The organism is Pedobacter sp. GQ55, assembly GCF_059758925.1.
Map to the genome: position 1 here is coordinate 279,056 of NZ_JCAXEI010000006.1, position 23,736 is coordinate 302,791.

General features: G+C 38.2%; 22 protein-coding genes. 3 read left to right on the forward strand and 19 right to left on the reverse strand.

Features of this window, described 5'->3' with window-relative positions; all coding sequences use genetic code 11:
- Positions 1 to 8: 8 nt before the first annotated feature.
- From AC6CH7_RS17535 to AC6CH7_RS17550, 4 genes are all read right to left on the reverse strand, one after another.
- Complete coding sequence (locus tag AC6CH7_RS17535; RefSeq protein WP_498263974.1) at positions 9 to 800, reverse strand: TerC family protein; 792 nt, start codon at positions 798 to 800, stop codon at positions 9 to 11.
- An 85-nt stretch (positions 801 to 885) separates the two neighbouring features.
- Positions 886 to 2,190 (reverse strand): hypothetical protein, encoded by a 1,305-nt coding sequence (locus AC6CH7_RS17540; protein WP_498263975.1) that lies wholly within the window; start codon positions 2,188 to 2,190, stop codon positions 886 to 888.
- Positions 2,187 to 2,714 carry a hypothetical protein gene (locus AC6CH7_RS17545; RefSeq protein WP_498263976.1) on the reverse strand — a complete coding sequence of 176 codons (528 nt, stop codon included), beginning with the start codon at positions 2,712 to 2,714 and terminating at the stop codon, positions 2,187 to 2,189. Before AC6CH7_RS17545 ends, AC6CH7_RS17540 begins: the two co-directional genes overlap by 4 nt.
- Position 2,715: 1 nt before the next feature.
- Positions 2,716 to 3,261: an RNA polymerase sigma factor gene (locus AC6CH7_RS17550; RefSeq protein ID WP_498263977.1), complete on the reverse strand. Its 546-nt coding sequence runs from the start codon at positions 3,259 to 3,261 to the stop codon at positions 2,716 to 2,718.
- A 233-nt stretch (positions 3,262 to 3,494) separates the two neighbouring features.
- Between AC6CH7_RS17550 and aspS the strand changes: the two genes are divergently transcribed.
- Positions 3,495 to 5,240, forward strand: a complete 1,746-nt coding sequence (gene aspS / locus AC6CH7_RS17555; RefSeq protein ID WP_498263978.1) for an aspartate--tRNA ligase — start codon at positions 3,495 to 3,497, stop codon at positions 5,238 to 5,240.
- Positions 5,241 to 5,321: 81 nt separating this feature from the next.
- Here the strand turns inward: aspS and AC6CH7_RS17560 are convergent, their stop codons facing one another.
- The 9 genes from AC6CH7_RS17560 to AC6CH7_RS17600 all read right to left on the reverse strand — a co-directional run bounded on the left by AC6CH7_RS17560 (position 5,322) and on the right by AC6CH7_RS17600 (position 13,422).
- Positions 5,322 to 5,765: a hypothetical protein gene (locus AC6CH7_RS17560; RefSeq protein WP_498263979.1), complete on the reverse strand. Its 444-nt coding sequence runs from the start codon at positions 5,763 to 5,765 to the stop codon at positions 5,322 to 5,324.
- On the reverse strand, positions 5,743 to 6,132 hold the full coding sequence (locus tag AC6CH7_RS17565) for a phage holin family protein (protein WP_214227317.1): 390 nt from the start codon (positions 6,130 to 6,132) through the stop codon (positions 5,743 to 5,745). The genes AC6CH7_RS17560 and AC6CH7_RS17565 overlap by 23 nt, the downstream gene beginning before the upstream one ends.
- A gap of 20 nt (positions 6,133 to 6,152) precedes the next feature.
- The gene (locus AC6CH7_RS17570; RefSeq protein ID WP_048908192.1) at positions 6,153 to 6,419 is read right to left on the reverse strand and encodes a YtxH domain-containing protein; all 267 of its coding nucleotides are present in this window, start codon (positions 6,417 to 6,419) and stop codon (positions 6,153 to 6,155) included.
- A 52-nt stretch (positions 6,420 to 6,471) separates the two neighbouring features.
- Positions 6,472 to 7,524 carry an AI-2E family transporter gene (locus AC6CH7_RS17575; protein ID WP_498263980.1) on the reverse strand — a complete coding sequence of 351 codons (1,053 nt, stop codon included), beginning with the start codon at positions 7,522 to 7,524 and terminating at the stop codon, positions 6,472 to 6,474.
- Positions 7,525 to 7,535: 11 nt separating this feature from the next.
- Positions 7,536 to 8,993, reverse strand: a complete 1,458-nt coding sequence (locus tag AC6CH7_RS17580; protein ID WP_498263981.1) for a two-component system sensor histidine kinase NtrB — start codon at positions 8,991 to 8,993, stop codon at positions 7,536 to 7,538.
- 13 nt (positions 8,994 to 9,006) lie between these two features.
- Positions 9,007 to 10,578, reverse strand: coding sequence for a sensor histidine kinase (locus tag AC6CH7_RS17585; RefSeq protein ID WP_498263982.1), 1,572 nt, complete (start codon positions 10,576 to 10,578; stop codon positions 9,007 to 9,009).
- A gap of 67 nt (positions 10,579 to 10,645) precedes the next feature.
- On the reverse strand, positions 10,646 to 12,046 hold the full coding sequence (locus AC6CH7_RS17590; RefSeq protein WP_498263983.1) for a sigma-54-dependent transcriptional regulator: 1,401 nt from the start codon (positions 12,044 to 12,046) through the stop codon (positions 10,646 to 10,648).
- Positions 12,047 to 12,216: 170 nt separating this feature from the next.
- Positions 12,217 to 12,999: an enoyl-CoA hydratase/isomerase family protein gene (locus AC6CH7_RS17595; RefSeq protein ID WP_498263984.1), complete on the reverse strand. Its 783-nt coding sequence runs from the start codon at positions 12,997 to 12,999 to the stop codon at positions 12,217 to 12,219.
- A 3-nt stretch (positions 13,000 to 13,002) separates the two neighbouring features.
- Complete coding sequence (locus AC6CH7_RS17600) at positions 13,003 to 13,422, reverse strand: cobalamin B12-binding domain-containing protein (RefSeq protein ID WP_498263985.1); 420 nt, start codon at positions 13,420 to 13,422, stop codon at positions 13,003 to 13,005.
- 79 nt (positions 13,423 to 13,501) lie between these two features.
- On the opposite strand from AC6CH7_RS17600, the gene AC6CH7_RS17605 reads away from it, so the two are divergent.
- Positions 13,502 to 15,163 carry a glutamine--tRNA ligase/YqeY domain fusion protein gene (locus AC6CH7_RS17605; protein ID WP_498263986.1) on the forward strand — a complete coding sequence of 554 codons (1,662 nt, stop codon included), beginning with the start codon at positions 13,502 to 13,504 and terminating at the stop codon, positions 15,161 to 15,163.
- Between the two features lie 140 nt (positions 15,164 to 15,303).
- On the opposite strand, the gene AC6CH7_RS17610 is transcribed toward AC6CH7_RS17605, so the two are convergent.
- Positions 15,304 to 16,137 carry an N-acetylmuramoyl-L-alanine amidase gene (locus AC6CH7_RS17610; RefSeq protein ID WP_498263987.1) on the reverse strand — a complete coding sequence of 278 codons (834 nt, stop codon included), beginning with the start codon at positions 16,135 to 16,137 and terminating at the stop codon, positions 15,304 to 15,306.
- 126 nt (positions 16,138 to 16,263) lie between these two features.
- On the opposite strand from AC6CH7_RS17610, the gene AC6CH7_RS17615 reads away from it, so the two are divergent.
- Positions 16,264 to 17,946: a DUF8614 domain-containing protein gene (locus tag AC6CH7_RS17615; protein WP_498263988.1), complete on the forward strand. Its 1,683-nt coding sequence runs from the start codon at positions 16,264 to 16,266 to the stop codon at positions 17,944 to 17,946.
- 47 nt (positions 17,947 to 17,993) lie between these two features.
- Here AC6CH7_RS17615 and AC6CH7_RS17620 read toward each other — a convergent pair whose 3' ends face one another.
- Genes AC6CH7_RS17620 through AC6CH7_RS17640 form a run of 5 tightly spaced genes read right to left on the reverse strand, consistent with a single transcriptional unit; the run spans position 17,994 to position 23,730 of the window.
- The gene (locus tag AC6CH7_RS17620) at positions 17,994 to 18,362 is read right to left on the reverse strand and encodes a response regulator (protein ID WP_498263989.1); all 369 of its coding nucleotides are present in this window, start codon (positions 18,360 to 18,362) and stop codon (positions 17,994 to 17,996) included.
- 25 nt (positions 18,363 to 18,387) lie between these two features.
- Complete coding sequence (locus tag AC6CH7_RS17625) at positions 18,388 to 18,954, reverse strand: chemotaxis protein CheB (protein ID WP_498263990.1); 567 nt, start codon at positions 18,952 to 18,954, stop codon at positions 18,388 to 18,390.
- Entirely contained in the window at positions 18,951 to 19,772 is an 822-nt protein-coding gene (locus tag AC6CH7_RS17630; protein WP_498263991.1) for a CheR family methyltransferase, read from the reverse strand. The genes AC6CH7_RS17625 and AC6CH7_RS17630 overlap by 4 nt, the downstream gene beginning before the upstream one ends.
- A complete protein-coding gene (locus AC6CH7_RS17635; protein ID WP_498263992.1) occupies positions 19,773 to 20,138 on the reverse strand; it encodes a response regulator in 366 nt (121 codons plus the stop codon). It lies immediately after the preceding gene.
- 4 nt (positions 20,139 to 20,142) lie between these two features.
- The gene (locus tag AC6CH7_RS17640) at positions 20,143 to 23,730 is read right to left on the reverse strand and encodes a response regulator (RefSeq protein ID WP_498263993.1); all 3,588 of its coding nucleotides are present in this window, start codon (positions 23,728 to 23,730) and stop codon (positions 20,143 to 20,145) included.
- Positions 23,731 to 23,736 lie beyond the last annotated feature (6 nt).

A 23,736-nucleotide genomic window follows, 5' to 3' on the forward strand; every position in this document is an offset into this window, starting at 1 on the left:
TAATGGTATTAGTTTTTAGTTTCCTCTTCGCGAGGGGTATTTCTCAACTCAATAGGTTTTTTCGCATTTTTCTTCATTTTCAAATTCAGCATCTCTACTAAAATTGAAAAAGCCATGGCGAAATAAATATATCCTTTAGGAATATGCTGATCCAGGCCTTCAGCTAACAGGGAAACGCCAATTAACAGCAGGAACGATAGCGCAAGCATTTTTACAGTAGGGTGGTTATTTACGAAATTACTGATCGCACTTGCCGAGAACATCATTATAATCACCGCAATAACAACCGCAGCAATCATTATTTCAACGTGTTCTGCCATCCCTACGGCAGTAATAACAGAGTCTAAAGAAAATACAATATCCAAAAGTAAGATTTGAATGATTACACCAGCAAAGGAGTGAACCTTCCCTTTTATTTCTTTTTCCTCTTCACTTTCCAGTTTATCATGTATTTCATGAGTACTCTTATAAATTAAAAAGAGCCCCCCTACAATAAGGATTAGATCACGACCGGATATCGAAAGTTTCTCTAACCATTCTGCATTAGAAACGCCTATTAAATTCCCAAGATTAAACAATTCGGATGTTAAAGTCATCACCCAGGTAAGTGATAATAATAAAAGAACCCGGGTAATCATTGCAAGAGCCAAGCCCAATTGTCTGCCTTTTTTTTGCTGATCAGCTGGTAATTTGCCCGACAGGATAGAAATAAAGATGATGTTATCTATGCCCAAGACGATCTCTAAAACGGTCAGGGTCAGTAGTGATATCCAAGCTTCCGGGCTGCTCAAAAATTCCATAGTTTTTAAATTATATTTTGAAGCTAAGATATAAAAAAAGCTTGCTGAATTATCAACAAGCTTTAGTAGTGTTTGGTTTATAATTTTATTTAAATGATACTGACCCGTAATCGGAATTGATCTTTACTCTGGCGCCACCTCCATTACCTATTTTACCGGTATAGTTTTTAGTTGTCGACCCTCTGTCTCCTCCATCAGTAATTCTGGCAGAAACCCTGTCTCCGTAATTAAAAGAAGCATAACTGGTATGAACATCAAAATCTGCGTTAAAGGAATTGTTAAAATTAATAGAGATGCCAAGATATCCTCCATCAACAGTCAGCGATTTACAACCATTGGTTACTTCATCAATGTTCAGTTTATTGTATTGCATATCAAACTTCCCATCGCCTCTTAAAGTTCCAATACTTGCGCTTGTATATTGGGCATTCAAATCCAGATTTCCCACAGATGAAATGCTGATATTGTTGTATTGCTGTCTGATTTTGGCATTTCCTTTAATGGTATTTACATTAACATTAGCATATTGAACATCAAGATCAAGGTTTTCTACAGAGCCAACCGTAAGACCAGAACCATATTGTTGCTTAATAATTGCGTTTCCTTTAATGTTAGCCACATTAACTCCGGTATATTGTGCGTCGATGTCAAGTGTAGTAGCCGAACCAATGGTTAATCCTGATCCATACTGCTGTTTAACAATGGCTTTGTTTACTGCCTGAACATTGGTTTTCCCGTACTGAACAGAAATGTAGTTATTGGTACTATTTAAATTCCGGGCCGTAAAATTACCGTATTGTACTTTTACATAAAGAGGCCCATTCAGGTCGCCCATATTTACATCACCGTAATTTTGCGACATTGTTAGCGCATTTGATGCAGGCATGTAAACAACATAATTAATCTTCACTTCTCTGCGCCACCTTCGGCCATTTCGACTCCCATTACCCCAATTGCCATTCTTTTGCTCCATCTTGGTTTTAAAAACAATCTGGTCTCCAGATTTTCCGGCTTCTATGGTAGTATTATCCAATAATTTCTGGGCTTCTGCATCATTGCTGCTGTAAGCTTTAATGTCAACATCTACTTTTACTTCTTTTCGGTCCCATACTTTAATCAGTATTGATCCATATTGGTTGCTCAGTACAATTTTATCAGAATTGTCGGCAGCAAAGGTTTTACTAAACGTTTTTGACCGCATTGGATCATCATCTCCGTCACTTGCGTTCTGTGTAAAACCGGCAGGTTCAACTAATTCTTCAATGTTAGTTTTCTGTGAAACGTTAACGGCCACTTCTCCATTTATTGCGCTTTCAATGTTTACAGATTGTGCATTGGTGATGCTTGATACAAGTATCAGGGCTGCAATGATTCCCGTTAAATTTTTCATATTTTATTTTCCCTTTTATACTGACTGACCTCGTTAATAATAGATAACTGCTGATTAATTACCTGTAGCTGGAGTTCAAGATTCTTTACCATCGCTCTCACAACTAACTTCTGATTAGGGCTGCTCTCCAGCTGTTTCTTTAAGTTCTCATAGTCGGCGCCCAGTTTCTGTAAATCGGCACTAAATTCACTATATAGCTTTGGGTTTTCCTGTGCGTAAACCATCAGGCTATCTTTTTTCTGTTCAATAAGGCTGGCAAATTTCAGCTCTTTCTGCGCATACCCCGGATTTACATCCGCTATGTCTACTCCTTTTTCCTTGTTACGATAAGTATATATAAAAGTAATTGTCATCACCACGATCAGGGATGCAGCTATACCGAACCACAACGGCACCCTCAAAGGCTTTTTTACTTTTTCTTTGTCTAATGCTGTTTCAATTTTAGCCCACAACTGATCTGATGGTGTTCCAACATCAAAAGACTTTTTATGTTCCCTGATATACTCTTCTAACTTTTTGCTCATTTTATGCTCCTCTCTTTTCTAATAAGCCGTTCAACTTCATTTTGGCTCTCATATACTGTGTACGTGATGTATTTTCTGATATTTTTAGGATATGTGATATTTCTTCATGGTCATATCCTTCAAATAAGTACAGCGTTAGCACCACTCTATATCCATCAGGAAGCCTGGCCACGGCCTCTCTGATTTCATTTACTTTAAATTCTAGCTCTTCTTCATCCTCTGCATCGGTATCCGCAACATCTACTTCATCAATATTTATAAATTCTGCTTTTCGTTTCCTCAGCTGATTAATAGATTTATTAATGATGATCTGCTTTAACCATAATCCGAAAGTAGTTTCGCCTCTAAAGGTTTCTATTCTTGTAAAGGCATCTAAAAACCCCTCCTGTAAAACATCTTCCGCCTCGGCCCCATGATTAACTATCCTCAGCGCCACATTATACATAGCTTTAGCGTACAATTTGTAAATTTCAAATTGTGCTTTCCGATTACCTTGTCGGCAATCGGAAACTAAGTCTACGTGTTTATCTATGTATACTGTTTCCAATGTTTTTCTGATTCGTTTAATATGACAACTGTTTTTTTAAAACGTTGCATGTGGTTTTAAAAAAATTCGTTTTCTTGATTTTAGAGGCCCGCCATCTCAACCTCTCTCCCCGCACAATCATGACTTTTTTTCTTAATTCAAACAGATAATCAATTAAATATAGCAAGTAAAATCGCCAGCATTTAAAATATGTGGTTCAAAATGAATATTTTTGCCGCTTAATAATTTTAATAATGTTAAGAACAACTACTTGCGGCGCTTTAACCATTCAGAACTTAGGAGAAAATGTAATCCTTTGCGGTTGGGTACAGAAATCAAGAGATTTAGGAGGCATGACCTTCATAGATATCCGTGACAGATACGGGATTACCCAATTGGTTTTCAATATGGATGATAATCGTGAATTATGTGAAGCTGCCCGTGGTTTAGGAAGAGAGTTCGTGATTAAAGCCAGCGGATTGGTAGTAGAACGCTCTAACAAAAACCTTAAAATGCCAACAGGCGAGGTTGAGATAAAAATCACTGCCTTGGAAATATTAAATGCGGCTAAACTCCCTCCCTTTTTAATAGATGATGAAACTGACGGGGGTGATGATCTACGAATGAAATACCGCTACCTGGATTTGCGTAGAAATCCGGTTCGTAATAACATGATATTACGCCATAAAATGGCACAGGCGGTACGCCGTTATTTAGATGGGTTAGATTTTATTGAAGTTGAAACACCTGTACTTATTAAATCTACACCTGAAGGTGCAAGGGACTTTGTTGTTCCAAGCCGTATGAATGCAGGTGAGTTCTATGCACTTCCTCAATCTCCGCAAACCTTTAAACAATTGTTAATGGTATCGGGCTTTGATAGATACTTCCAAATTGTGAAATGTTTTAGAGACGAGGATTTACGTGCTGACAGGCAACCTGAATTTACCCAGATAGACTGTGAAATGTCCTTCATTGAGCAAGAAGATATATTAAATACTTTTGAAGGCCTGATTCGTACCTTATTCAAAGAGGTTAAAGACTTTGATTTACCGGAAGTACCAAGGATGCAATATGCAGATGCAATGCGCTTTTATGGCTCTGATAAGCCTGACACTCGCTTTGACATGCAGTTTATTGAAATTACTGACCTTGTAAAAGGCAAAGACTTCCCTGTTTTTGACAATGCAGAACTGGTTGTTGGTATTAATGCAAAAGGTTGCGCAACCTATACCCGTAAACAAGTTGATGAGCTTACAGATTTCATTAAACGCCCCCAAATTGGCGCAACAGGACTGATTTACTTAAGACACAATGAAGATGGTTCGTTAAAATCATCCGTAGATAAGTTTTACAATGAAGACGAGCTAAAGAAATGGTCAGCAGCGTTTAATACCCAGCCAGGCGATTTGGTGTTAGTTATGGCGGGCATTCAAGACAAAGTACGCAAACAACTAAGCGAACTACGTTTAGAGATGGGTAATCGTTTAGGTTTACGCGATAAAAATAAATTCAGTGCTTTATGGGTACTTGACTTCCCCCTGTTGGAGTGGGATGAAGAGACTGAAAGATACCATGCAATGCACCATCCATTCACCTCTCCCAAGCCTGAAGACATTGATCTTCTAGACTCTAAACCAGGAGAAGTAAGAGCAAATGCTTATGATATGGTAGTAAATGGAACTGAAATAGGTGGTGGTTCAATTCGTATCCACGACAGGGCATTACAAGCCTTAATGTTTAAACATTTAGGCTTTTCGGCCGAAGAAGCACAAAAGCAATTTGGATTCTTAATGGACGCGTTTGAGTTTGGCGCTCCTCCACATGGCGGTATTGCATTTGGATTCGATAGGTTATGCTCTATTTTTGCTGGTCTTGATACCATCCGTGATGTAATTGCTTTCCCTAAAAACAATTCCGGCAGGGATGTTATGATTGATAGCCCTTCTACAATTGATGAAAAGCAATTAAAGGAATTGAAGATAAAGACAACGGTTTAGTTCTTTGTCATTACCGTTCTTCGTCCGTCGAGAAGGCGAAGAGTCAAATAAAAAAGGGAGTTTTGACTCCCTTTTTTATTTTCAATACGTTTCACTGTCAGGTGGGATGCCATAATCAACATCCGCGCCTTCTTTCTTTTTCTTAGAACCAGTAAACCACGATTTAATAGAATTAAAAATAGCTGACAAATGTTCCGCATCTAAGGTTTTTCCAACTTTATTCGATGCCAGTCCAACAAGGGTTTTAGTAAGAAACCCCGATCCTCTGAACAAAGTAGTATTCATAATAAAAGGCAAGATATAAGACATCACACTACTACTCAGATTCAGTTTATCGTCCATCTTAAGAAAAGCCGAAGGAGTTGCGTATTTTTTAATAAATCCTCCTAAAGTAAACTGTCTGAAGTATACTTTGGTATCATTAAACAATACATCTTCCTGCATTTTATATTCAACCTTTAGGCTAGCTACTGTTGCGTGCAGGTCTTCCAGGTTCCGAATATTATATTTTCTTATCTTCTTCATCCTTATCCGCCAATTTGTTAAAGTAATTTCTGATAGTAAAGTTAATTATCGCCTTCTCGATGTATTTTTCTTTAGTGTAATAAACGATCAGTGCCAAAAAGACATAGATTAAGGCCACACAACCAAACCCCCTTGTATAGCTGCCAAGTAGGTCTGATAAGAATAGGGCTAAAGTAAAAGTACCAAACAAGAAAGCCAGCATAAAGCATATAGCCACTACGGCATTGGTTACCAAATCCGCAAATATCTTCGAGATTTTCTCTACAAGATATAAACGGGTGTACTCAACCCTAGTATCTAAATAACTCTTCGCATCTTCATATAAGTCCTCAATGCCCTTTTCTTTATTTTCGTGATTTTCCTCCATGCTGCTGGTTTAAAACTTTATTAAGCGTGTTCTACATCGTCAACAAATTCCTCTTCAGATTGACGAAGCTTGCTTTTAACAGAACCTACAACCTTATCTTTCAAACTGGCCAGGTGATTTATTTCATCTGCGGCTTTATCTCTGATAGAATCTCCAAGATCTTTTAATGATTGACTTAATTTATCTCTGGTATCACTTCCTTTTTCAGGTGCTAAAAGTAATCCCAACGCTGCACCCGCAGCCAAACCGGCTAAAAGCCCTATTAATACTTTTGAATTATCACTCATGACATTTTATTTTATGTTTAACATTTATATTCTATTTCCGCTTTCCGTATTATTATAACTCACCATGCTCTGAAATTGTTTTAATTCTCTCCAATCTTTCAGATGCCATAGCACTTGTTTCATATATTTTTATCAATAATACAAAATAAGATATCAATAATGGGCCAAATACCAGTCCCAGTATCCCGAATAAAGGTATACCAATAACTACGCCAATTACAGTGGTTATAGGATGAATATTTCCAATCCGTTTTGCAATCATAAAACGAATTACATTATCGATGTTAATGATCACCACAAATCCAAATATCAGCATTGCCCAGCCCGAAAAATTGTTGCCCTCTGCAATTTGCAATAATGCTGCAGGCACAAAAATGACTGGTGGACCAAGTATTGGCACAAACGATATAAAGGCCGTTATTACGCCCCAAAATACCGGATCTGTATAGCCTAAAACAGAAAAGGCAAGCCCTAAAAGAGATCCCTGCACCAAAGCAATAAACCCCTGGCCTACAACATTTGCATAAGTTGTATTTCGCATTTCTTCGGCAAATCGTTGTGCATTTTGCTCTCTAAAGGGCGCATATTTTACCAGAGCAGATTCAAATGTTTCTCGCTCTACGAGCATAAAGTAGAGTAAGAAATACATTAAAAGTAAGCCCAAAATAATGTTAAACGCTCCGGTAATAAGTGAAGGGAATAATTCCGTGGCCCAGACCCCTGCTTTTTTCACTCCTTCTTCAACGAGATTTTGAAGATCTCCATCTATTGGGATCAGGTGCTTTAATTTAAAAATGACATTCTTAAAATATGATGGATCACTCTGCAATTCCGCAATCTTGTTAATCATCATACTGCTTAATGCATAAAAAGGGAGGATGATAACAATTACCGAGATGAAAAGCAATAAAATGGCCGAAAAACGTCTGTTCATCCCCTTCTCGTCAACAAAATAAATAAAGGCGGGTCGCAATAAGGTGTACAACACAAGTGTGCTTAATATAGATCCAAAAATACCTTGTAAAGAAAATGCAATTAAACAGCCTAAGGCGATTATAATGACAAGATTGATATTATTTCTTTGCTTATATGTAAATATTGACATAATCCTTTAGGTTAAAACCAGAGCGTTCCCTCGTGATATATTGGAATGCGAATCAGGAATAAACTCCCTTGTGCAAGCTGCTTAAGTTTAATGGAACCATTGTGAGTAGTTAATACGCGCTGAGCGTGGGTAAGCCCTAATCCACTGGCGCGTTTCTTTGTTGTAAAAAATGGTTCAAAAATCTTTTCCCGATTTTTTAGGTCTACCCCCGTGCCATTATCCTCTATGGCAATTTCATACATTCCCCTATCAGCTGTGCTTGTTATATGAATTATTTTAGGGTAACTCTGCATGGCGTCAACCGCATTCTTTATAACACTAACTAACGCATTTTTTATTTTAGGTTTATCGAGTAATACCTTTTGCTCCGACTGATGAAATTGTGTTACTAGCTTTATATTGTGCCCAACGATTAAATCTTCCACATCAGAAATAGCTTCCTCAATTACCGTTAAAATATTATGTCGCTGAAGATTTAAGGTTTTTGTTTCAGTACTGGAAATGAAGTTTTGCATCAACTGATTCACCCTATCACAATTACTTTTTATGATTTCCAGGTAAGACTGAATTGTTTCATTACAAGCAATTGCAGGATCAGCTGCCAGCTCATCTAATGCAAGATTGACCGTGCTTAAAGGATCTCTGATCTCTTCACCCAATCCCTTGGCAATATGTTCCGAGATTGACATTTTACCCAGGTTAACAGATCTTTCTTCTATGTCCTTTCTATGCCTCAGATCATGAATAATGGTATGATAAACCTCTTCTACATTCACCATATCTGTTTGAATAAACGAAGACAAACTACAACAGCAAACCTCTGATTTACTTGAAATCAATTCGCATTCAAAATCGCTTAGAGAGCCGTTACTTTCCATTAATTCTCTAAATCTTTCTCCATCTTCTGCTTTGTTAAAAATAGCACTTGTATTTAGCTGGAGGATGGCTGATCGTTCGTAATCGAGGAACTTTAATCCTGCACTATTGATATCGTAAATTCTTCCTGTGTAATCAGACACAAGAATTGGATCTTTAGCTTGTTCAAAAATAGCCCTGTATTTCCGTTCACTATCTTTCAAAGCCTTTGTTGCGCTTGCTTCTTTAATTGAATACCGAATACTTCGATCTAATGACGAGGAGTCTATCTCATCTTTAACCAAATAATCAGCAGCGCCAATATTCATCGCTTGTTCATCAATAACCAAATCGCCTTTACCTGTAAGTATGATTATCGGCTCTTCACAGCCAGAATTAATTGCTTCATTTAGTAAGTCTATTCCGGTTCCCTTTCCTAACCTGTAATCAACGAGGTAAACATCAAACTGCTTCTTTAAAATGGCGTAAATTCCCTTCTCATAACTATTCACCCATGATAGTTCATACGAAGCCGAAATCTGATCAAAAACTTCCCTGGTGAGGATGTAATCATCTTCATCATCATCAATCAATAAAACTCTTACCTGCTTCATTATCAGATTGTTTTTATTTATTTTGTTTTTTAGGAAGAGTTACTACAAAAGTAGCTCCTTCCCCAGGTTTGCTTTCTGCAAAAATAAAACCAGAATGGTTATCCGTTATCCTCTTACATATAGCCAGCCCAATACCTGTTCCTTCGTAGTCAACTCTTGAGTGCAGGCGATGAAAAATATCAAATATTTTCAAAGCATCTTCGGTTTCAAAACCAATTCCATTGTCCTTTACTTCTACAACACAATATAACTGGTTTTTGTTGATCTCAGATATATTCATTTCATGTCCATATTTGGTGGTGCAGGATATTGCAATACCTGGAACCTCATTTTGATTTGTGAACTTTAAAGAATTTCCTATCAAATTTTGAAAAAGTTGCATTAACTGACTTTCAACACCCTCTATTTCATCCTTTTCAAAATCGATGGTAATTAGGGCTTTCTTAAGCTCTATTGTAAAATCAAGATCGCTTAATGTTTTTCTTACAATATCGCCAAGTTTAAGTTTGGAAAAGCTTTTATTGCCCCTTGTAAGCTTAGAAAATGCAAGCAGATCGTCAATTAATGCGCGCATTCTGTCTGAGGCGCTCCTCATCCTGCTGATATAATCCTGAGCTTCCGCATTCATCTGCTCTCCATACTTATCCTTCAAACGGTCTCCAAAAGCTTGTATCTTTCTTAAGGGCTCCTGCAAATCGTGCGAAGCAACATAAGCAAATTGTTCTAAATCCTGGTTGGAGCGATTCAGTTCAACTACCTTTTCTTCCAACTGTACCTGAGCCTCTCTTAGTTGGGTTACGTCCTGTGTATTCCCAATGTAAGCGTAGTTATCATTTAACCCAATTCGTTTATGCTCTGCAGTGGTTAGCACGTGCCGGATCTCTCCTGAAGGCAACACGATTCTATAGTTTATCTTAAAAGATATTTTATCTTTTTTGGCCTTATAAAAATTATCCATAAAAAGTTGAAGATCATCCTCATGAACAAGCCCTTTATAAAATGAAAAATTAACGAAGACCGAATGAGGAAGAAACCCGTGGATGTTATACATCTCATCAGACCAAAGAATAAACTCCTTACCATCAATCCATTCCCAGCTTCCGCTGTGCGAAACCATCTCTGCTTCTCTTAATAAAGACTCGTTTATCCTGAGCTTTAAAACCGCTTCTTTTAACTCGGTAATATCTTGGATAGTACCAACAAGCTTATCTTCGCCCTCGACATAAAATCCTTGCCCAAGCACATACTTTCTTGCTCCCGAAGGCTGTACAATTTGATATTCAACCGCAAAAGATGTTTTATTAGCAATTGCAGATTTCAGTTCTTTAGATACCTTCTCCCTATACTCGGGCGCTACAACTTGTTCATTGATATGAGTATCAGGCAAGAAATCATCGTTTTTAAACCCATATACTTTATAAAGCTCTTCAGACCACTTAACCTGTCCGCCTTCTACAAAAATCTCCCAGCTTCCAAGATGGGTAATTCGCTCCGCAAGATTGAGAACCTCTACCCGTTCCAAAAGATACTTATTCTGATTTTGTAGCGCTGCAACTTCATCTCTTAGCCCACGAACTACCGACATACTCCGAAAAAGGAAATATCCCAGGGTCAACAACCCGATAACGATGACAGTAACTACCAATAACACTTTACGTATCCAAATTAATCGCTCTCATTTTGTTATACAACGTTTTCCGATCGATATTTAGAATTTTTGCTGCTTTTGTTTTATTAAAGTTTACTTCTCTTAAAACTTTTAAAATAGCATCATACTCTGCTTCCAGAGCTGCATTTTTTAAATCCCTTGGTTTTTCGATACGAGAAATTGAACTTTCAATAGCAGATGCCTTGGCATAGGTAGAGATTTCAAGCGGAAGTGCCTTTAATTGTATTTCCTGACTCTCAGTAAGCAGGGTAGCTCTTCTCACTACGTTTTTAAGCTCCCTTACATTACCTGGCCAGTTGTAGGTCAGGAAACAATCTACAACCTCTTCAGAAAATCCTTGTACATTCCTCGATAACTCCTGATTTGCTACATCCAAAAACGTATACGCAAAAACCATAATATCTTCGCCCCTTTGACTTAAAGGCGGCAAGCCAATAGAAAACTCATTGAACCGATGATAAAGATCTTCTCTAAATTTCCCTTTCTGAATGGCATTGGAAAGATTTTCATTCGTTGCAACAATTATCCTTACATCCAAATCGATCTCTTTGGTGCTACCTATTCTTTTAATCTTTCTCTCTTGAACAGTTCGCAATAAAGCAGCCTGGATATCGTAAGAAAGGTTTCCAACCTCATCCAGAAAAAGCGTACCCCCATTAGCCATTTCAAAATGACCAATTTTAGTATAAAGGGCTCCGGTAAATGATCCCTTTTCATGACCGAAAAATTCGCTCCCGGCCAATTCTTTAGTAAGAGACCCGCAATCCATTGCTACAAACGGGCGGTCTTTTCTTGGACTGTTTAAATGGATTGCTTTAGCAACAGACTCTTTTCCTGTACCGCTTTCGCCTGTTAAAATTACACTATAAGAAGTTGGTGCAACCAATTGTATCTGCTTCAATAACTCTTTTGAAGCAGGGCTTTGGCCGGCAACAAAATTATCTACCTGTTTATAGGCCTGTTTTGCAGCCTTTTGCTTAGTCGTCTCAGAAGATGTTTCAGATTGATTCGTATTTAATGCAATCTGAGTTTCAATTGCCTTATTAATTGTATTTAAAATTTCATCTGGGTATAGTGGCTTGGTAATATAATCATACGCTCCTAATTTAATCAGCTCTACAGCAAGCTTAATATCCGAATAGCCTGTGATAATAATAACTCCTGTACTGGGATAGCTTTCCTTTATCTTGATCAGCATTTCTCTCCCATCTGTATCATCAAGCCTGTAATCACATAAAACAAGATCATAAGCTTCTTTAGCCAGATAGTCCATTGCAGCTACACCACTAGTAGCTGTTGATACACTAAATGAATTTCTGGTTAAAAATTTGGATAATAGCACACCGATGTTTACCTCATCGTCAACAATTAATATTTTTCTCATATTACCTAAAAAATTAGAGCGCATTTTATGAAATAAATATAACTAGTTTTTTTTAACTGGGAAATATTTTCTACAGTTTTATAAAAAAAGTATACATTTTTTTTCTCACTTCGCAGCAAAGCCTCAATAAATCTCTAAAAACCCTAATGAGGCTCAGCCAATTGAGGACTTTATTTCCCAAAAAACACAGGCTTTCTTTTCTCAAGAAAAGCCGTTGTTCCTTCTTTAAAATCCAAAGTACCAAAGCATTTCCCAAATTCCTTTATCTCGGTGTCAAACCCATCAACATCATGTAACAGCGATGCATTTACAGCCTTTATTGCACTAGCAATTGCTAGTGGGGCTCTAAGTTTTATTTTATTTAATATCTCTTCGGCTTTAGCGATAAGCTCGCTCTGCGAAACCACATAATTCACTAACCCTATTTTTTCTGCCTCAGTAGCCGTAATCATATCGGCTGTTGTAATTATCTCTATTGCCTTTCCTTTACCTACTAACTGAGTTAACCTTTGCGTTCCCCCATATCCGGGAATTAAACCAAGACTAACCTCAGGCAAGCCAAGTTTTGCATTTTCAGAAGCAATACGCATGTGACAAGCCATTGCTAACTCTAATCCTCCTCCTAAAGCAAATCCATTTATTGCTGCAATCACGGGCTTAGGGCAATTCTCGATGGCATCAAACACCGTATGCTGTCCCACTCGCGCAAGGGCTTCTCCTTCGGCAATGTTGTAGTTAGAAAACTCTGAAATATCCGCCCCTGCAACAAAAGCCTTCTCTCCGGCACCAGTAATTAAAACGCCTCTTATCTCATCATTACTTGCTGCTAGTGAAATTGCTTCAGCCAATTCGGCCAGTGTTTCCTTATTTAAGGCATTTAATTTATGTTCACGGTTTATGGTAACATACAGGATGTTATCTGTTATTTCCAGCAAAATGTTCTGATAAGTCATAATCTAAAAATTTCTGTTTTCAGCAACCCAATTTTTAATATAATCTACTATGGTAACCATTGTGGTTCCTGGCGCAAATAACTCTCCTACACCTATCTCTTTAAGTTTTTTCATGTCATTTTCAGGAATAATACCTCCACCTGTCAGCAAAACATCGGTTAATTGTTTTTGTTTCATGATCTCTACAATTTTTGGAAAAACAGTCATATGAGCCCCGGATAAGATGGAAATACCAATAGCATCAACATCTTCCTGCAATGCAGTATTCACCACCATTTCAGGAGTCTGACGCAATCCGGTATAGATCACTTCCATACCCGCATCCCTGAGGGAAGTTGCGATAACTTTTGCACCTCTGTCATGCCCATCGAGCCCAACCTTTGCGACTAAAACCCGTATTGGCCTGTTTAATGTTTTGCTCATAATTTATACTAATAGTAGGTGGTAAATGTAAGTAAATTAGCGCTTTTATGTTAACTTTGGCGCTAAATTTACAGTTTTTATGAGTGAAGAAAGATCATTGAACTTTATTGAAGAAATCATTGAGAACGATTTAAATAGCGGAAAATACGAAACACTAATCACACGTTTTCCTCCAGAACCGAACGGATATTTGCATATAGGCCACGCAAAAGCCATATGCTTAAACTTTGGACTAACAAAGAAATATGGCGGGTACACAAACTTAAGGTTTGATGATACTAACCCGGTTACTGAAAAAACCGAATATGTAGACAGTCAACAAGCAGATATTAAATGGCTAGGCTTTGAGTGGAAAAACGAATTATATACTTCTGATTATTTCGATTCACTTTATGAATTTGCCGTAACCCTTATCAAAAAAGGTTTGGCTTATGTGGATGACAGTACTGCAGAAGAAATTGCTGAACTAAAAGGAACACCTACGGAAGCTGGTAAAGACAGCCCATACAGAACCCGTAGCATTGAAGAGAATCTTGATCTCTTTACCCGAATGAAGGGCGGCGAATTTCCAGACGGCACCTGCACACTTCGTGCTAAAATAGACATGGCTAGCCCTAATATGATCATGAGGGATCCGGTGATCTACAGGATTAAACATGCTGAACACCACAGAACAGGGAATAAATGGTGCATCTACCCAATGTATGATTTTGCACATGGGCAAAGTGACAGCATTGAAACCATTACACATTCTATTTGTACACTTGAGTATGTGGCACATCGCGAATTGTATGATTGGCTAATCGAGAAACTTGAAATATTTCCATCCAAACAATACGAATTTGCCCGCTTAAACCTGTCATATACGGTTATGAGTAAGCGTAAGCTGCTTCAATTGGTAAATGAGGGTGTGGTAAGTGGGTGGGATGACCCCCGCATGCCAACAATAAGCGGACTAAGAAGGCGTGGTTATACTCCGGAAAGCATCAGAGAGTTTTGTGATAGAATTGGCATTGCCAAAAGAGAAAACCTTATAGAATTAGGCCTTTTAGAATTCTGCGTACGCGAGCATTTAAATAAAACGGCTAACAGAGTTATGGCTGTGCTTGACCCTATTAAATTAATCATTACCAACTACCCGGAAGGACAGAATGAGATACTAATTGGAGAAAACAACCCTGAAGCAGAAGATAAAGGCGGAATAAGAGAAATCCCTTTCAGCAATGAATTGTGGATTGAGCGAGAAGATTTTATGGAAGAACCTGCTAAAAAATGGTTCAGACTTGCACCAGGGGCAACCGTAAGACTTAAACATGCTTATATTGTAAAATGTGAAGACTTCAAGAAAGATGCGAATGGCAATGTGACTGAAATATATTGCACTTATATTCCGGAATCTAAAAGCGGGGAAGATACCAGTGGTATCAATGTAAAAGGTACTATCCACTGGGTTAGCAGTAAACATGCAAAAAGCGCTGAGATTAGAATGTATGATCGTCTGTTTACCTCCGAATCTCCGGATTCAGAAGAGGGTGATTTCAAAGACTACCTTAATCCGAACAGCATTGAAATTATAAAACAAGCGTATATTGAGCCTTATCTTGCAAATGCGGATAAAGATGCACGTTATCAGTTTATCAGAAAAGGGTATTATTGCGTAGATAAAGATTCTACTCCTGAAAACCTGATATTTAACCGTACTGTTTCCTTAAAGGACGCTTGGGCAAAAGCGAATAAATAGCCAGCATAAGACGCCGGCGTCTTATGCTGGCTATGCTATGTCCATAGGGGCCCAAAGCTACGCCCGTCCTTCTCGATTAAAGGAGAGCACTCTCTTTTAATCGAGAAGGACAAATGCCTTACACGTTCTTCTTGTACAGCTTACATATACTTCCTATATAAGTTAAACAGAATTAATTTAACTGCCGGGGTTAGCTCAGGCGTTACATCTGTTTGCACAAAGTGAATCTTAAACGCCACAATTGCTGCAGGCAAATTGCTCACATCATACCCAATTATCTTTAGGGCAAGAGTTGCATCAAAATTATCTGGTGGCATTACAAGCACGCTGTCGTACCATAATCCATAGCCTTTTTCGGCAAACCTCTTCCAGGGGAAATTAGCAGGATCAACTTTTCTCCGTGGTGCCACATCTGAATGACCTATAAAATTTGCCGTTGGAATTTTATACCTGTTTTTTAAGGTAGACAGCAAAGTCATCAGACTTTGTAACTGCACCTCAGAATAAGGCTCAGCCCCCGAATTATCAATCTCTATTCCGATAGAAGACGAGTTTAAATCTGTATCGTTACCCCATCTGCCCACACCTGCATGATTAGCTCTTAAATAGTCATTTACCATCTGAATGACCTTTCCGTCCCTCCCAACTACATAATGAGCACTCACCTCTGTTTTAGCAATGGTAAAAGTTTTTATTGTCTGATCGGAAGATTTCTGAGCAGTATGATGAAGAATTACAAAGTTTGGTCTTCGTATACCAAAATTCACAGACCCAACCCAGGATTGAAGCGCCGGATCGGAAAGGACAACTCCTTGCCCTATCGGCGGCATTGATTTTATTGTTTCTGCAAACTCACCCGCCTTTTTCTTATACACTTTATTTGTAGCCGCATACTTACCTGTAGAGCATGATGCGAGTATAAGCATTGCTAAAATGTAGGGATAGCCTTTTTTTAATTTGATCTGATATACCATAATGAAAAGATAGAAAGTGTGAAATTACTATTTTTTACTATTTTAGTCGCAATTAAATCTGTGCTATCAAAACCTGCTTTGCCCAATGCAGGCCATGTAGTCATAAAAGTACTAATATATTCATCTATGAAAAACATTAGCAAAGCAAGCCTTTTTATTGCTGGATGCTCAATAATTGCAGGAATTGCTTCATGTGGTAACCCGCAAGATAAAAACACAAAAAAAACAGAAAAGAAAACATCAGCAAACGATAGTTTACAGAGTTATGTAAATGAGCGTATTGATATTTATGAAAAGGTAAAACTAACCACCAATCTAAATGACCTGACTATTAATGAGCGTAAAATACTTCCGCTATTAATACAATCTGCTCAAATAATGGATGAGCTATTTTGGAAACAGGCCTACCCTCAGAGAGATAGTTTACTAAACACGATAAAGGATGAAAAAACAAAATCTTTCATCTGGATTAACTATGGTCCATGGGACAGGCTTAATGGCGACAAACCCTTTGTTGCCGGCATTGGCCCTAAACCGGATGCAGCAAGCTTTTATCCAGCCGGAATGACTAAAGAGGACCTCAAAAAATCTGATGCAAAAGATAAATATGGCCAGTACTCTGTTATAAAAAAGGATAGCACAGGAAAACTAAATTCAATTCCTTACCATGTTCTTTTTGCTGCAGAACTACAAAAAGCTTCAAATCTTTTAAAACAAGCAGCATTGCTTGCAGAAGACCCGGGGCTTAAAAAATACCTGAATCTACGTGCCGATGCGTTAGTAACAGATAACTATACTGCCAGCGACTATGCGTGGTTAGACATGAAAACCAATAACCTTGATATCATTATTGGACCTATTGAAAATTATGAAGATAAACTATTCAATGCCCGGGCGTCTTACGAGGCTTATGTATTGATAAAAGATAAGGTTTGGAGCAAGCGCCTGGCCAAGTATGTAAGCATGCTTCCTCAGTTACAGCAAGGCCTGCCTGTTGATGCTAAATACAAGAAAGAAAAGCCAGGTACAGACTCTGAGTTAAATGCTTACGATGTGATCTACTATGCGGGTGATTGTAATGCTGGCTCAAAAACAATTGCAGTAAATCTTCCGAATGATGAAGTTATTCAGCAAAAGAAGGGAACAAGACGCTCACAGCTAAAAAATGCAATGAAAGCCAAGTTTGATAAAATTCTAATTCCTATCGCCCAAGAACTTATCGACAAAGATCAGCAACAGTATATCAATTTTGATGCTTTCTTTGCCAACGTAATGTTTCACGAGGTTGCTCACGGCTTAGGAATCAAAAAAACAATTACAGGTAAAGGATTTGTTAAAGAAGCTTTACAAGAGCAATATTCATGGCTTGAAGAAGGTAAGGCGGATGTTTTAGGGCTTTACATGGTAACCGGATTACTTAAAAAGGGAGAATTGGAAGGCGACATTAAGCAGTTTTACACCACCTATATGGCGGGCATACTTCGCTCAGTAAGATTTGGAGCTGCAAGTGCACATGGTAAAGCTAACATGCAATGTTTCAATTTCTTTAAAGAAAATGGGGCTTTCATCAGAAATGAAAACGGAACCTACAAGGTCGACTTTGCTAAATTTGAAACCGCTATGAATAAATTAAGCCGCTTAATTATAACCCTTCAAGGAAACGGGGATAAAGCTGCTGTAGAAAAAACTCAAAAAGAAAATGCTGTTATTTCGGCAGAGCTTCAAACCGATCTTGATAAATTAACCAAAAAGGGAATCCCAGTTGATATCATTTTTGAACAAGGGGTAGATGTTTTGGGTGTGAAATAACCTAAGGACTAAGGCGCCTGCATTATTAATTTGATGCAGGCGTTTTTTTATATAGAAAGGTGTTTGTGAATGATATCCTCCAATTCCTGAATATCAAACGGCTTAGACAGATAACCATCTGCTCCGGCCTCTGCCGCAAGCGCCTTTACGTCGTTATTAGCAGAGAAATAAATTACCGGTATACCTTTCAATGCCTCATGACCTTTAAGCTCCCTTGTAGCGTCAATTCCCCCTACATCGGGCAGCCAATTGTCCATAAAAATAATATCAGGTATATAAGCCAGCACCTGAGCTATAATATTATTAGAGGTCGAAGATGTCTTAATATCGTAACCTGCATCTTCCAGAATAATTGTACATAATTCTAAAATTTCTGCATTATCATCAAATACAAATACTCTTTTATTCTTCTCCATTTGTGGGTATGGTTAACTACAAAGTTTAGGACAACAAATTTATGAATTCTGCTATATCTTCTACGCTTAAAACACGATCTATTTTTACGTTAGCTTGTGCCTGGGCTGGCATATATGCTACTTGAGCACTATTTGGATCCTGAATTAAGGTTATCCCGCCCCAAAGCTTAACACTTTTTAGCCCATTTACACCATCAGCGTTCGATCCTGATAGCAAAAGACACGCTAATTTATCCTTATAAACCTCTGCTGCAGTTTGAAATGTGGCGTCAATTGCCGGTCTGGAATAGTTTATTTTTTCAGAATAATCCAAAGAAAATGAACGATCCTGCTCTATCAGCAAATGATAATCTGAAGGGGCTATATAAATAGTACCCGCAGTTAACGGCTCTTTCTCATCTACCTCTTTAACCTTAAGTTTAGTTCTGGTTGACAACAATTCAGGCAATAAAGAATCTGCACCATGCTTACGATGGATAACAATAACAATTGGAAATTTTATTGCTGCATTAATTAATGGAAGTACTTTTAAAAGCACATCTAAACTCCCTGCGGAGCCTCCAATAATAAATGCTTCACATTGTTTTATCATTGTATTTTCCTCCAGATCTTCTCTGAATCCAATCGTTTATACTTGTCCGAAATGTTTGAAAAATTAATCGTTTCCTTAGTCCCAAGTGCTAAATACCCCAATTCTTCAAGGCTCTCATCAAAAAGGTTCAGCACCTTCTGTTGTAGTTCTCTATCAAAATAGATTAATACGTTTCTACATAAAATAAGCTGGAACTCATTAAAGGAGTAATCAGAAACCAGATTATGTGTAGAAAATATAATCTTGCTTTTTAGCTCGTCGTCAAATTTTGCCAGCGAATAATTTGCTGTATAATAACTTGAAAAATCCTTTAGACCTCCTGATAAAATATAGTTCTCAGAATATTGTTTCATGCTATTCATGCCAAACATCCCTTGTGCAGCCTTTTCCAGCACAATTGGATTTAAATCTGTTGCATAGATTAAAGATTTATGCAGCAGGTTAAGTTCCTTTAAAATAATTGAGATCGAATACGCCTCTTCTCCTGTTGAGCAGCCCGCTAGCCAAATCCTGATAAATGGGTATGTACCCAATTTTGGCAATACTACGCCTCTTAATGTTTTAAAGAAAGCGGGATCTCTAAACATTTCCGTTACATTAACTGTAATTTGTTCTACAAACCGCTTAAAGTATAAACTATCGTTATTTATCTTATATCTGAACTCTGCAAAACTCACAGCTCTATCCAAACTGTACAACCGTATAATTCTTCTCTTTAAGGACGCTCTGGAATACCCCGTAAAATCATACCCATACTTTTCCAGAAGGTCTGAGAGTAAGATCTCAACATGATCATCGTTAATTACAGAGCGTTCCAATTAAATATATTTTATGAGTAAGCTTGTTAACTCTTCAACATTAATAGGTTTAGAGACATAGCCGGCCGCCCCTGCATTAATACAACGTTCTCTATCACCGACCATAGCCTGAGCGGTAACCGCTATAACAGGAATATGTTTAATTTCAGGACTTTCATCTATTTTGGCAATCGCTTCATATCCATCCATTCCTGGCATCATCATATCCATCAATACCACTGCAATCTCTTTATGCTCTTTAAGCAGGTCTATCCCTTCTTCTCCACCAGTTGCGGTTAAACATTGGTAGCCTTTTGCTTTTAAAACAGCCGATAACGCAAAAATGTTCCTGTTATCGTCATCAATTATCAAAATCTTTTTCGCCATATAGTTACACTTTGTTGTAAAGCCAAACACGCAATAACGAGATTAGCTGATCAATATCTACAGGTTTCGAGATGTAATCAGATGCCCCTGCGGCGATACATTTTTCCCTATCCCCCATCATTGCTTTGGCAGTAACAGCCAAAACCGGTAATTGTTTATACGCAGGGATTTTTCTGATCTCTTTAGTGCTCTCATATCCGTCCATCTCAGGCATCATCATATCCATTAGCACAATATCTATCAATGGGTTCTCTTTAAGCATCTGTAATGCTTCTTTGCCATCTGTAGCTGCTAAAACTTTCATTTTATGTTGTTCCAACGCTTTTGTTAATGAGAATATATTTCTGACATCATCATCAGCAATCAGAACTGTTTTGTTGTGTAGCACTTCGTATAAACCTCCAAGCTTATCAGATGCCTGCTTTTTATGCTTTCCATCCGATTCTTTCTCCTCTATAAGGTGTAAAAAGAGTCCGGCCTCATCTAATATCCTTTGATAAGAATGGGCTGTCTTAACCACAATTGAGTCGGCATATTGTTTAATTCTACTCTCTTCACCCTTAGATAAGTTTTTCCCCGTAAAGATGATAATAGGCAAATTCTCCAGTCCTTCACTTTTCTTGATGGTTTCAAGCGTTTCATATGCATTTTTATCTGGTATACCCATATCCAAAATCACACAATCCACTTCTTTTTCCTGTAATGCGCCAATCCCTTCCTTAACATTATTGGCAACCTGCGTGTTGATGTTATAGTTGCTTAAAAAATAGCTTAAAGCTTGGGCATGCTGCTTGTTTTCTTCAACAATAAGCACCTTTTTGGGTCCTTTAGTTAAGGCCTCCTCAAGCTTTTGGAATATCTGTGCCATGTGCTCAAGGGCAACAGGCTTGTTTATAAAATCAACTGCCCCCTTTAATAAACTTTCCTTTTTAACCTCAAGCGACGACATAATATGAACAGGGATATGTCGGGTTTTAGGATTTGACTTTAGTTCTTCCATTACTTGCCATCCATCTTTAACAGGAAGTTGAATGTCCAATAGAATAGCCAGCGGCTTGTAGTGATTGGCCAGTTCAATTCCAACATCACCTCTAACGGCTACAATCCCTTTATAATTTCTCTTTCGGGTAAATTTCAAAAGGGTTTTCGCAAATGCAGTATCATCTTCTACAATTAGAATTACTTTATCGTCATCCTTAATGTCGTTCCTGTCGTCCTCAACCTCTTGTGGAATATGGTCAACAGTAAACCTTTCCAGGACAACCTCTTTTTGCTTTTCAACAGGAGCAAAAGTATCCTTCTCCTCCACTTCTTCTTTTTTAACTGCCGTCAACCTATCTATGGGTAAAGAGAAGGTAAACTCGCTACCTATATTTTCTTTGCTGGTAAGCTCAATTTCTCCCCCTAAAAGTTTCGCTAATTCCCTGCTTATGGAAAGCCCTAATCCGGTGCCCCCAAACCTTCTTCTGGTCGAACCATCAGCCTGTTGAAATGCTTCAAATATAAGCCCGAGTTTATCTCCCGGAATACCAATACCGGTATCCGTGACTTTAAACAAGGTAAACTTATTTGTTTCGTCCCTTTTTACTGTTAATGATACCTTGCCGTGATTTGTAAATTTGATAGCATTAGACAGCAAATTCTTTAAAATCTGCTCCAGTCGCATTTTATCGGTATTAATGATACCCGCGCGCTCCTCCACATCAAGAACCAACTCAAGCCCTTTATTCTTTGCCAACGGCTCAAATAAAGACCGCATATCAGTTACTACCTCATTAACACTAATATCATCGAACTCCAGTTTCATTTTCCCTGCCTCTATTTTAGAGAGGTCCAGTATTTCATCAATGAGCCCCAACAATCCTTGTCCTGAGCTCTGAATCACGTCCGCATACTCCACATATTCCTTATCGAGCTCTTTATTCTCCGACATTAGCTTAGACAACAGTAATATTGAGTTTAAAGGCGTGCGCAACTCGTGCGACATATTAGCAAGGAACTCAGATTTATACTTGGTACTTTGCTCCAATTGCTCTGCTTTCTGTTGTATATCCAGATTTCGCTCCTGTATGAGTTGATTTTTTTCTTCCAATAAGCTGGTTCTTTCCTCAAGTTCCTGATTACTTTGTAATAATTCCTCCTGTTGCACCCTCAGCTCTTCCTCGGAAGTTTGTATTTTTTGTGTCTGGGCTTCCAATTCGGCATTAAGTCCTTCCAATTCACTATGCTGAGCCTGCAACTCTTCGGCCTGAGCCTGGGTTTCCTCTAAAAGATGTTGTAATTTCTTGCGGTTCTGGGCTACATGAATTGCAATACCGATGTTATGCGAAATACTGTTAAAGAACTCCAGTTGCAGGGGTGTGTATGTGCCCAATGAGCCAAGCTCCATTACCCCAATAGTCTCATTATGCCTAATCACAGGAAAAGCAACAATATTTCGTGGTTTGGTGGTGCCTGTAGCATAGCTAATGGTCATTTCGCCTTCGGGGATATCATTGATTAAAATTTGTTTCCCCAATTTAAATACTTGCCCGGCAACACCCTCTCCCGCCCTCAGCCTGTTCTTTTCGCTGTCTGTTATCAGCGAATAGCTTCCTGCAAGATATAATTCCGAATCATCTCCTGCCAGGTAAAAAGCTGCAACGGCGCTATTAGTATGATCAATAATGTTCTCAAGAATATCATTAGCAAGTTCCTCTATACTTTTTTCTCCAACCATTTTATCGTTAAGAGAAGCGATGCCCGATTGGAGCCATTCTTTATCTGCCAAAAGGGCAAACGAATACTGAAGTGATTCGGCCATTGAGTTTAATGACCCCGCTAAACTACCCAGGCCATCTTTTTGTTCGGCGTTCATACGGATCTGGTAATCGCCATTAGAAATTTGAGCAGCAATCCCTTGAATAACCTCAATCCTATTGTCTATCTCCTCATTCTTTTCCTCCAGCTCTTTTTGCAATTGCCTTCTGGTATTAAAATCTGAGGAAACTCTTTTGTAGAAAATCACGGTAATTAAAATGGCAAAAAAAGCAGCTATAAGAATTAAAATTGGAGTATAGCCCGCCATTTTATTCATATTAGCAGTCCGCTCGTCAAGCAATCTCTTTTCTTCAGCCTGCATCCTCTTGATAACGGCTCTCGACTTATCCATGTAAACCTTTCCGTCGAGTAGTTGGACAGTACTTACGCTTTCGCCTTTACTTTTTAATTCAATGGTTTTATCAATAATATCTAATCGCCCCTCAATAATCCCCTGTAACTCCTTCACATTTTGCTGCTGAAAAGGATAGTCTTTCGTATCTGAGCCTATCTTGCTTAAAAGATCAATTGCAGATTGCCTTGCACCGTTATACGGCTCTAAAAAAACCTTATCACCAGTCAACAAGTATCCTCTTTGCCCTGTTTCGGCATCTTTTAATGTCGATATTACACCATCAAGATTCGTCATAACCTCATTGCTATGCGAAACCAGATCTGCGTTTTGAATCAGGTTCTTTATACTAATAAAGGAAGCAAGTGATGAAATAAAAAGGATCAATAGCGATAGTCCTAAGCCAATTCGTAGATTATTTCTTAAAGATTTTTCTTTCATAAATTA

Excerpts from the sequence above, each read along its gene's own strand:
- AC6CH7_RS17640 (WP_498263993.1), bottom strand. The coding sequence starts at position 23,730 with ATGAAAGAAAAATCTTTAAGAAATAATCTACGAATTGGCTTAGGACTA.
- AC6CH7_RS17585 (WP_498263982.1), bottom strand. The coding sequence starts at position 10,578 with ATGTCGGTAGTTCGTGGGCTAAGAGATGAAGTTGCAGCGCTACAAAAT.
- AC6CH7_RS17635 (WP_498263992.1), bottom strand. The coding sequence starts at position 20,138 with ATGGCGAAAAAGATTTTGATAATTGATGACGATAACAGGAACATTTTT.
- AC6CH7_RS17615 (WP_498263988.1), top strand. The coding sequence starts at position 16,264 with ATGAAAAACATTAGCAAAGCAAGCCTTTTTATTGCTGGATGCTCAATA.
- AC6CH7_RS17560 (WP_498263979.1), bottom strand. The coding sequence starts at position 5,765 with ATGAAGAAGATAAGAAAATATAATATTCGGAACCTGGAAGACCTGCAC.
- AC6CH7_RS17610 (WP_498263987.1), bottom strand. The coding sequence starts at position 16,137 with ATGGTATATCAGATCAAATTAAAAAAAGGCTATCCCTACATTTTAGCA.
- AC6CH7_RS17605 (WP_498263986.1), top strand. The coding sequence starts at position 13,502 with ATGAGTGAAGAAAGATCATTGAACTTTATTGAAGAAATCATTGAGAAC.
- AC6CH7_RS17600 (WP_498263985.1), bottom strand. The coding sequence starts at position 13,422 with ATGAGCAAAACATTAAACAGGCCAATACGGGTTTTAGTCGCAAAGGTT.
- AC6CH7_RS17580 (WP_498263981.1), bottom strand. The coding sequence starts at position 8,993 with ATGAAGCAGGTAAGAGTTTTATTGATTGATGATGATGAAGATGATTAC.
- AC6CH7_RS17545 (WP_498263976.1), bottom strand. The coding sequence starts at position 2,714 with ATGAGCAAAAAGTTAGAAGAGTATATCAGGGAACATAAAAAGTCTTTT.
- AC6CH7_RS17625 (WP_498263990.1), bottom strand. The coding sequence starts at position 18,954 with ATGATAAAACAATGTGAAGCATTTATTATTGGAGGCTCCGCAGGGAGT.
- aspS (WP_498263978.1), top strand. The coding sequence starts at position 3,495 with ATGTTAAGAACAACTACTTGCGGCGCTTTAACCATTCAGAACTTAGGA.
- AC6CH7_RS17575 (WP_498263980.1), bottom strand. The coding sequence starts at position 7,524 with ATGTCAATATTTACATATAAGCAAAGAAATAATATCAATCTTGTCATT.
- AC6CH7_RS17540 (WP_498263975.1), bottom strand. The coding sequence starts at position 2,190 with ATGAAAAATTTAACGGGAATCATTGCAGCCCTGATACTTGTATCAAGC.
- AC6CH7_RS17620 (WP_498263989.1), bottom strand. The coding sequence starts at position 18,362 with ATGGAGAAGAATAAAAGAGTATTTGTATTTGATGATAATGCAGAAATT.
- AC6CH7_RS17570 (WP_048908192.1), bottom strand. The coding sequence starts at position 6,419 with ATGAGTGATAATTCAAAAGTATTAATAGGGCTTTTAGCCGGTTTGGCT.
- AC6CH7_RS17590 (WP_498263983.1), bottom strand. The coding sequence starts at position 12,046 with ATGAGAAAAATATTAATTGTTGACGATGAGGTAAACATCGGTGTGCTA.
- AC6CH7_RS17595 (WP_498263984.1), bottom strand. The coding sequence starts at position 12,999 with ATGACTTATCAGAACATTTTGCTGGAAATAACAGATAACATCCTGTAT.
- AC6CH7_RS17565 (WP_214227317.1), bottom strand. The coding sequence starts at position 6,132 with ATGGAGGAAAATCACGAAAATAAAGAAAAGGGCATTGAGGACTTATAT.
- AC6CH7_RS17535 (WP_498263974.1), bottom strand. The coding sequence starts at position 800 with ATGGAATTTTTGAGCAGCCCGGAAGCTTGGATATCACTACTGACCCTG.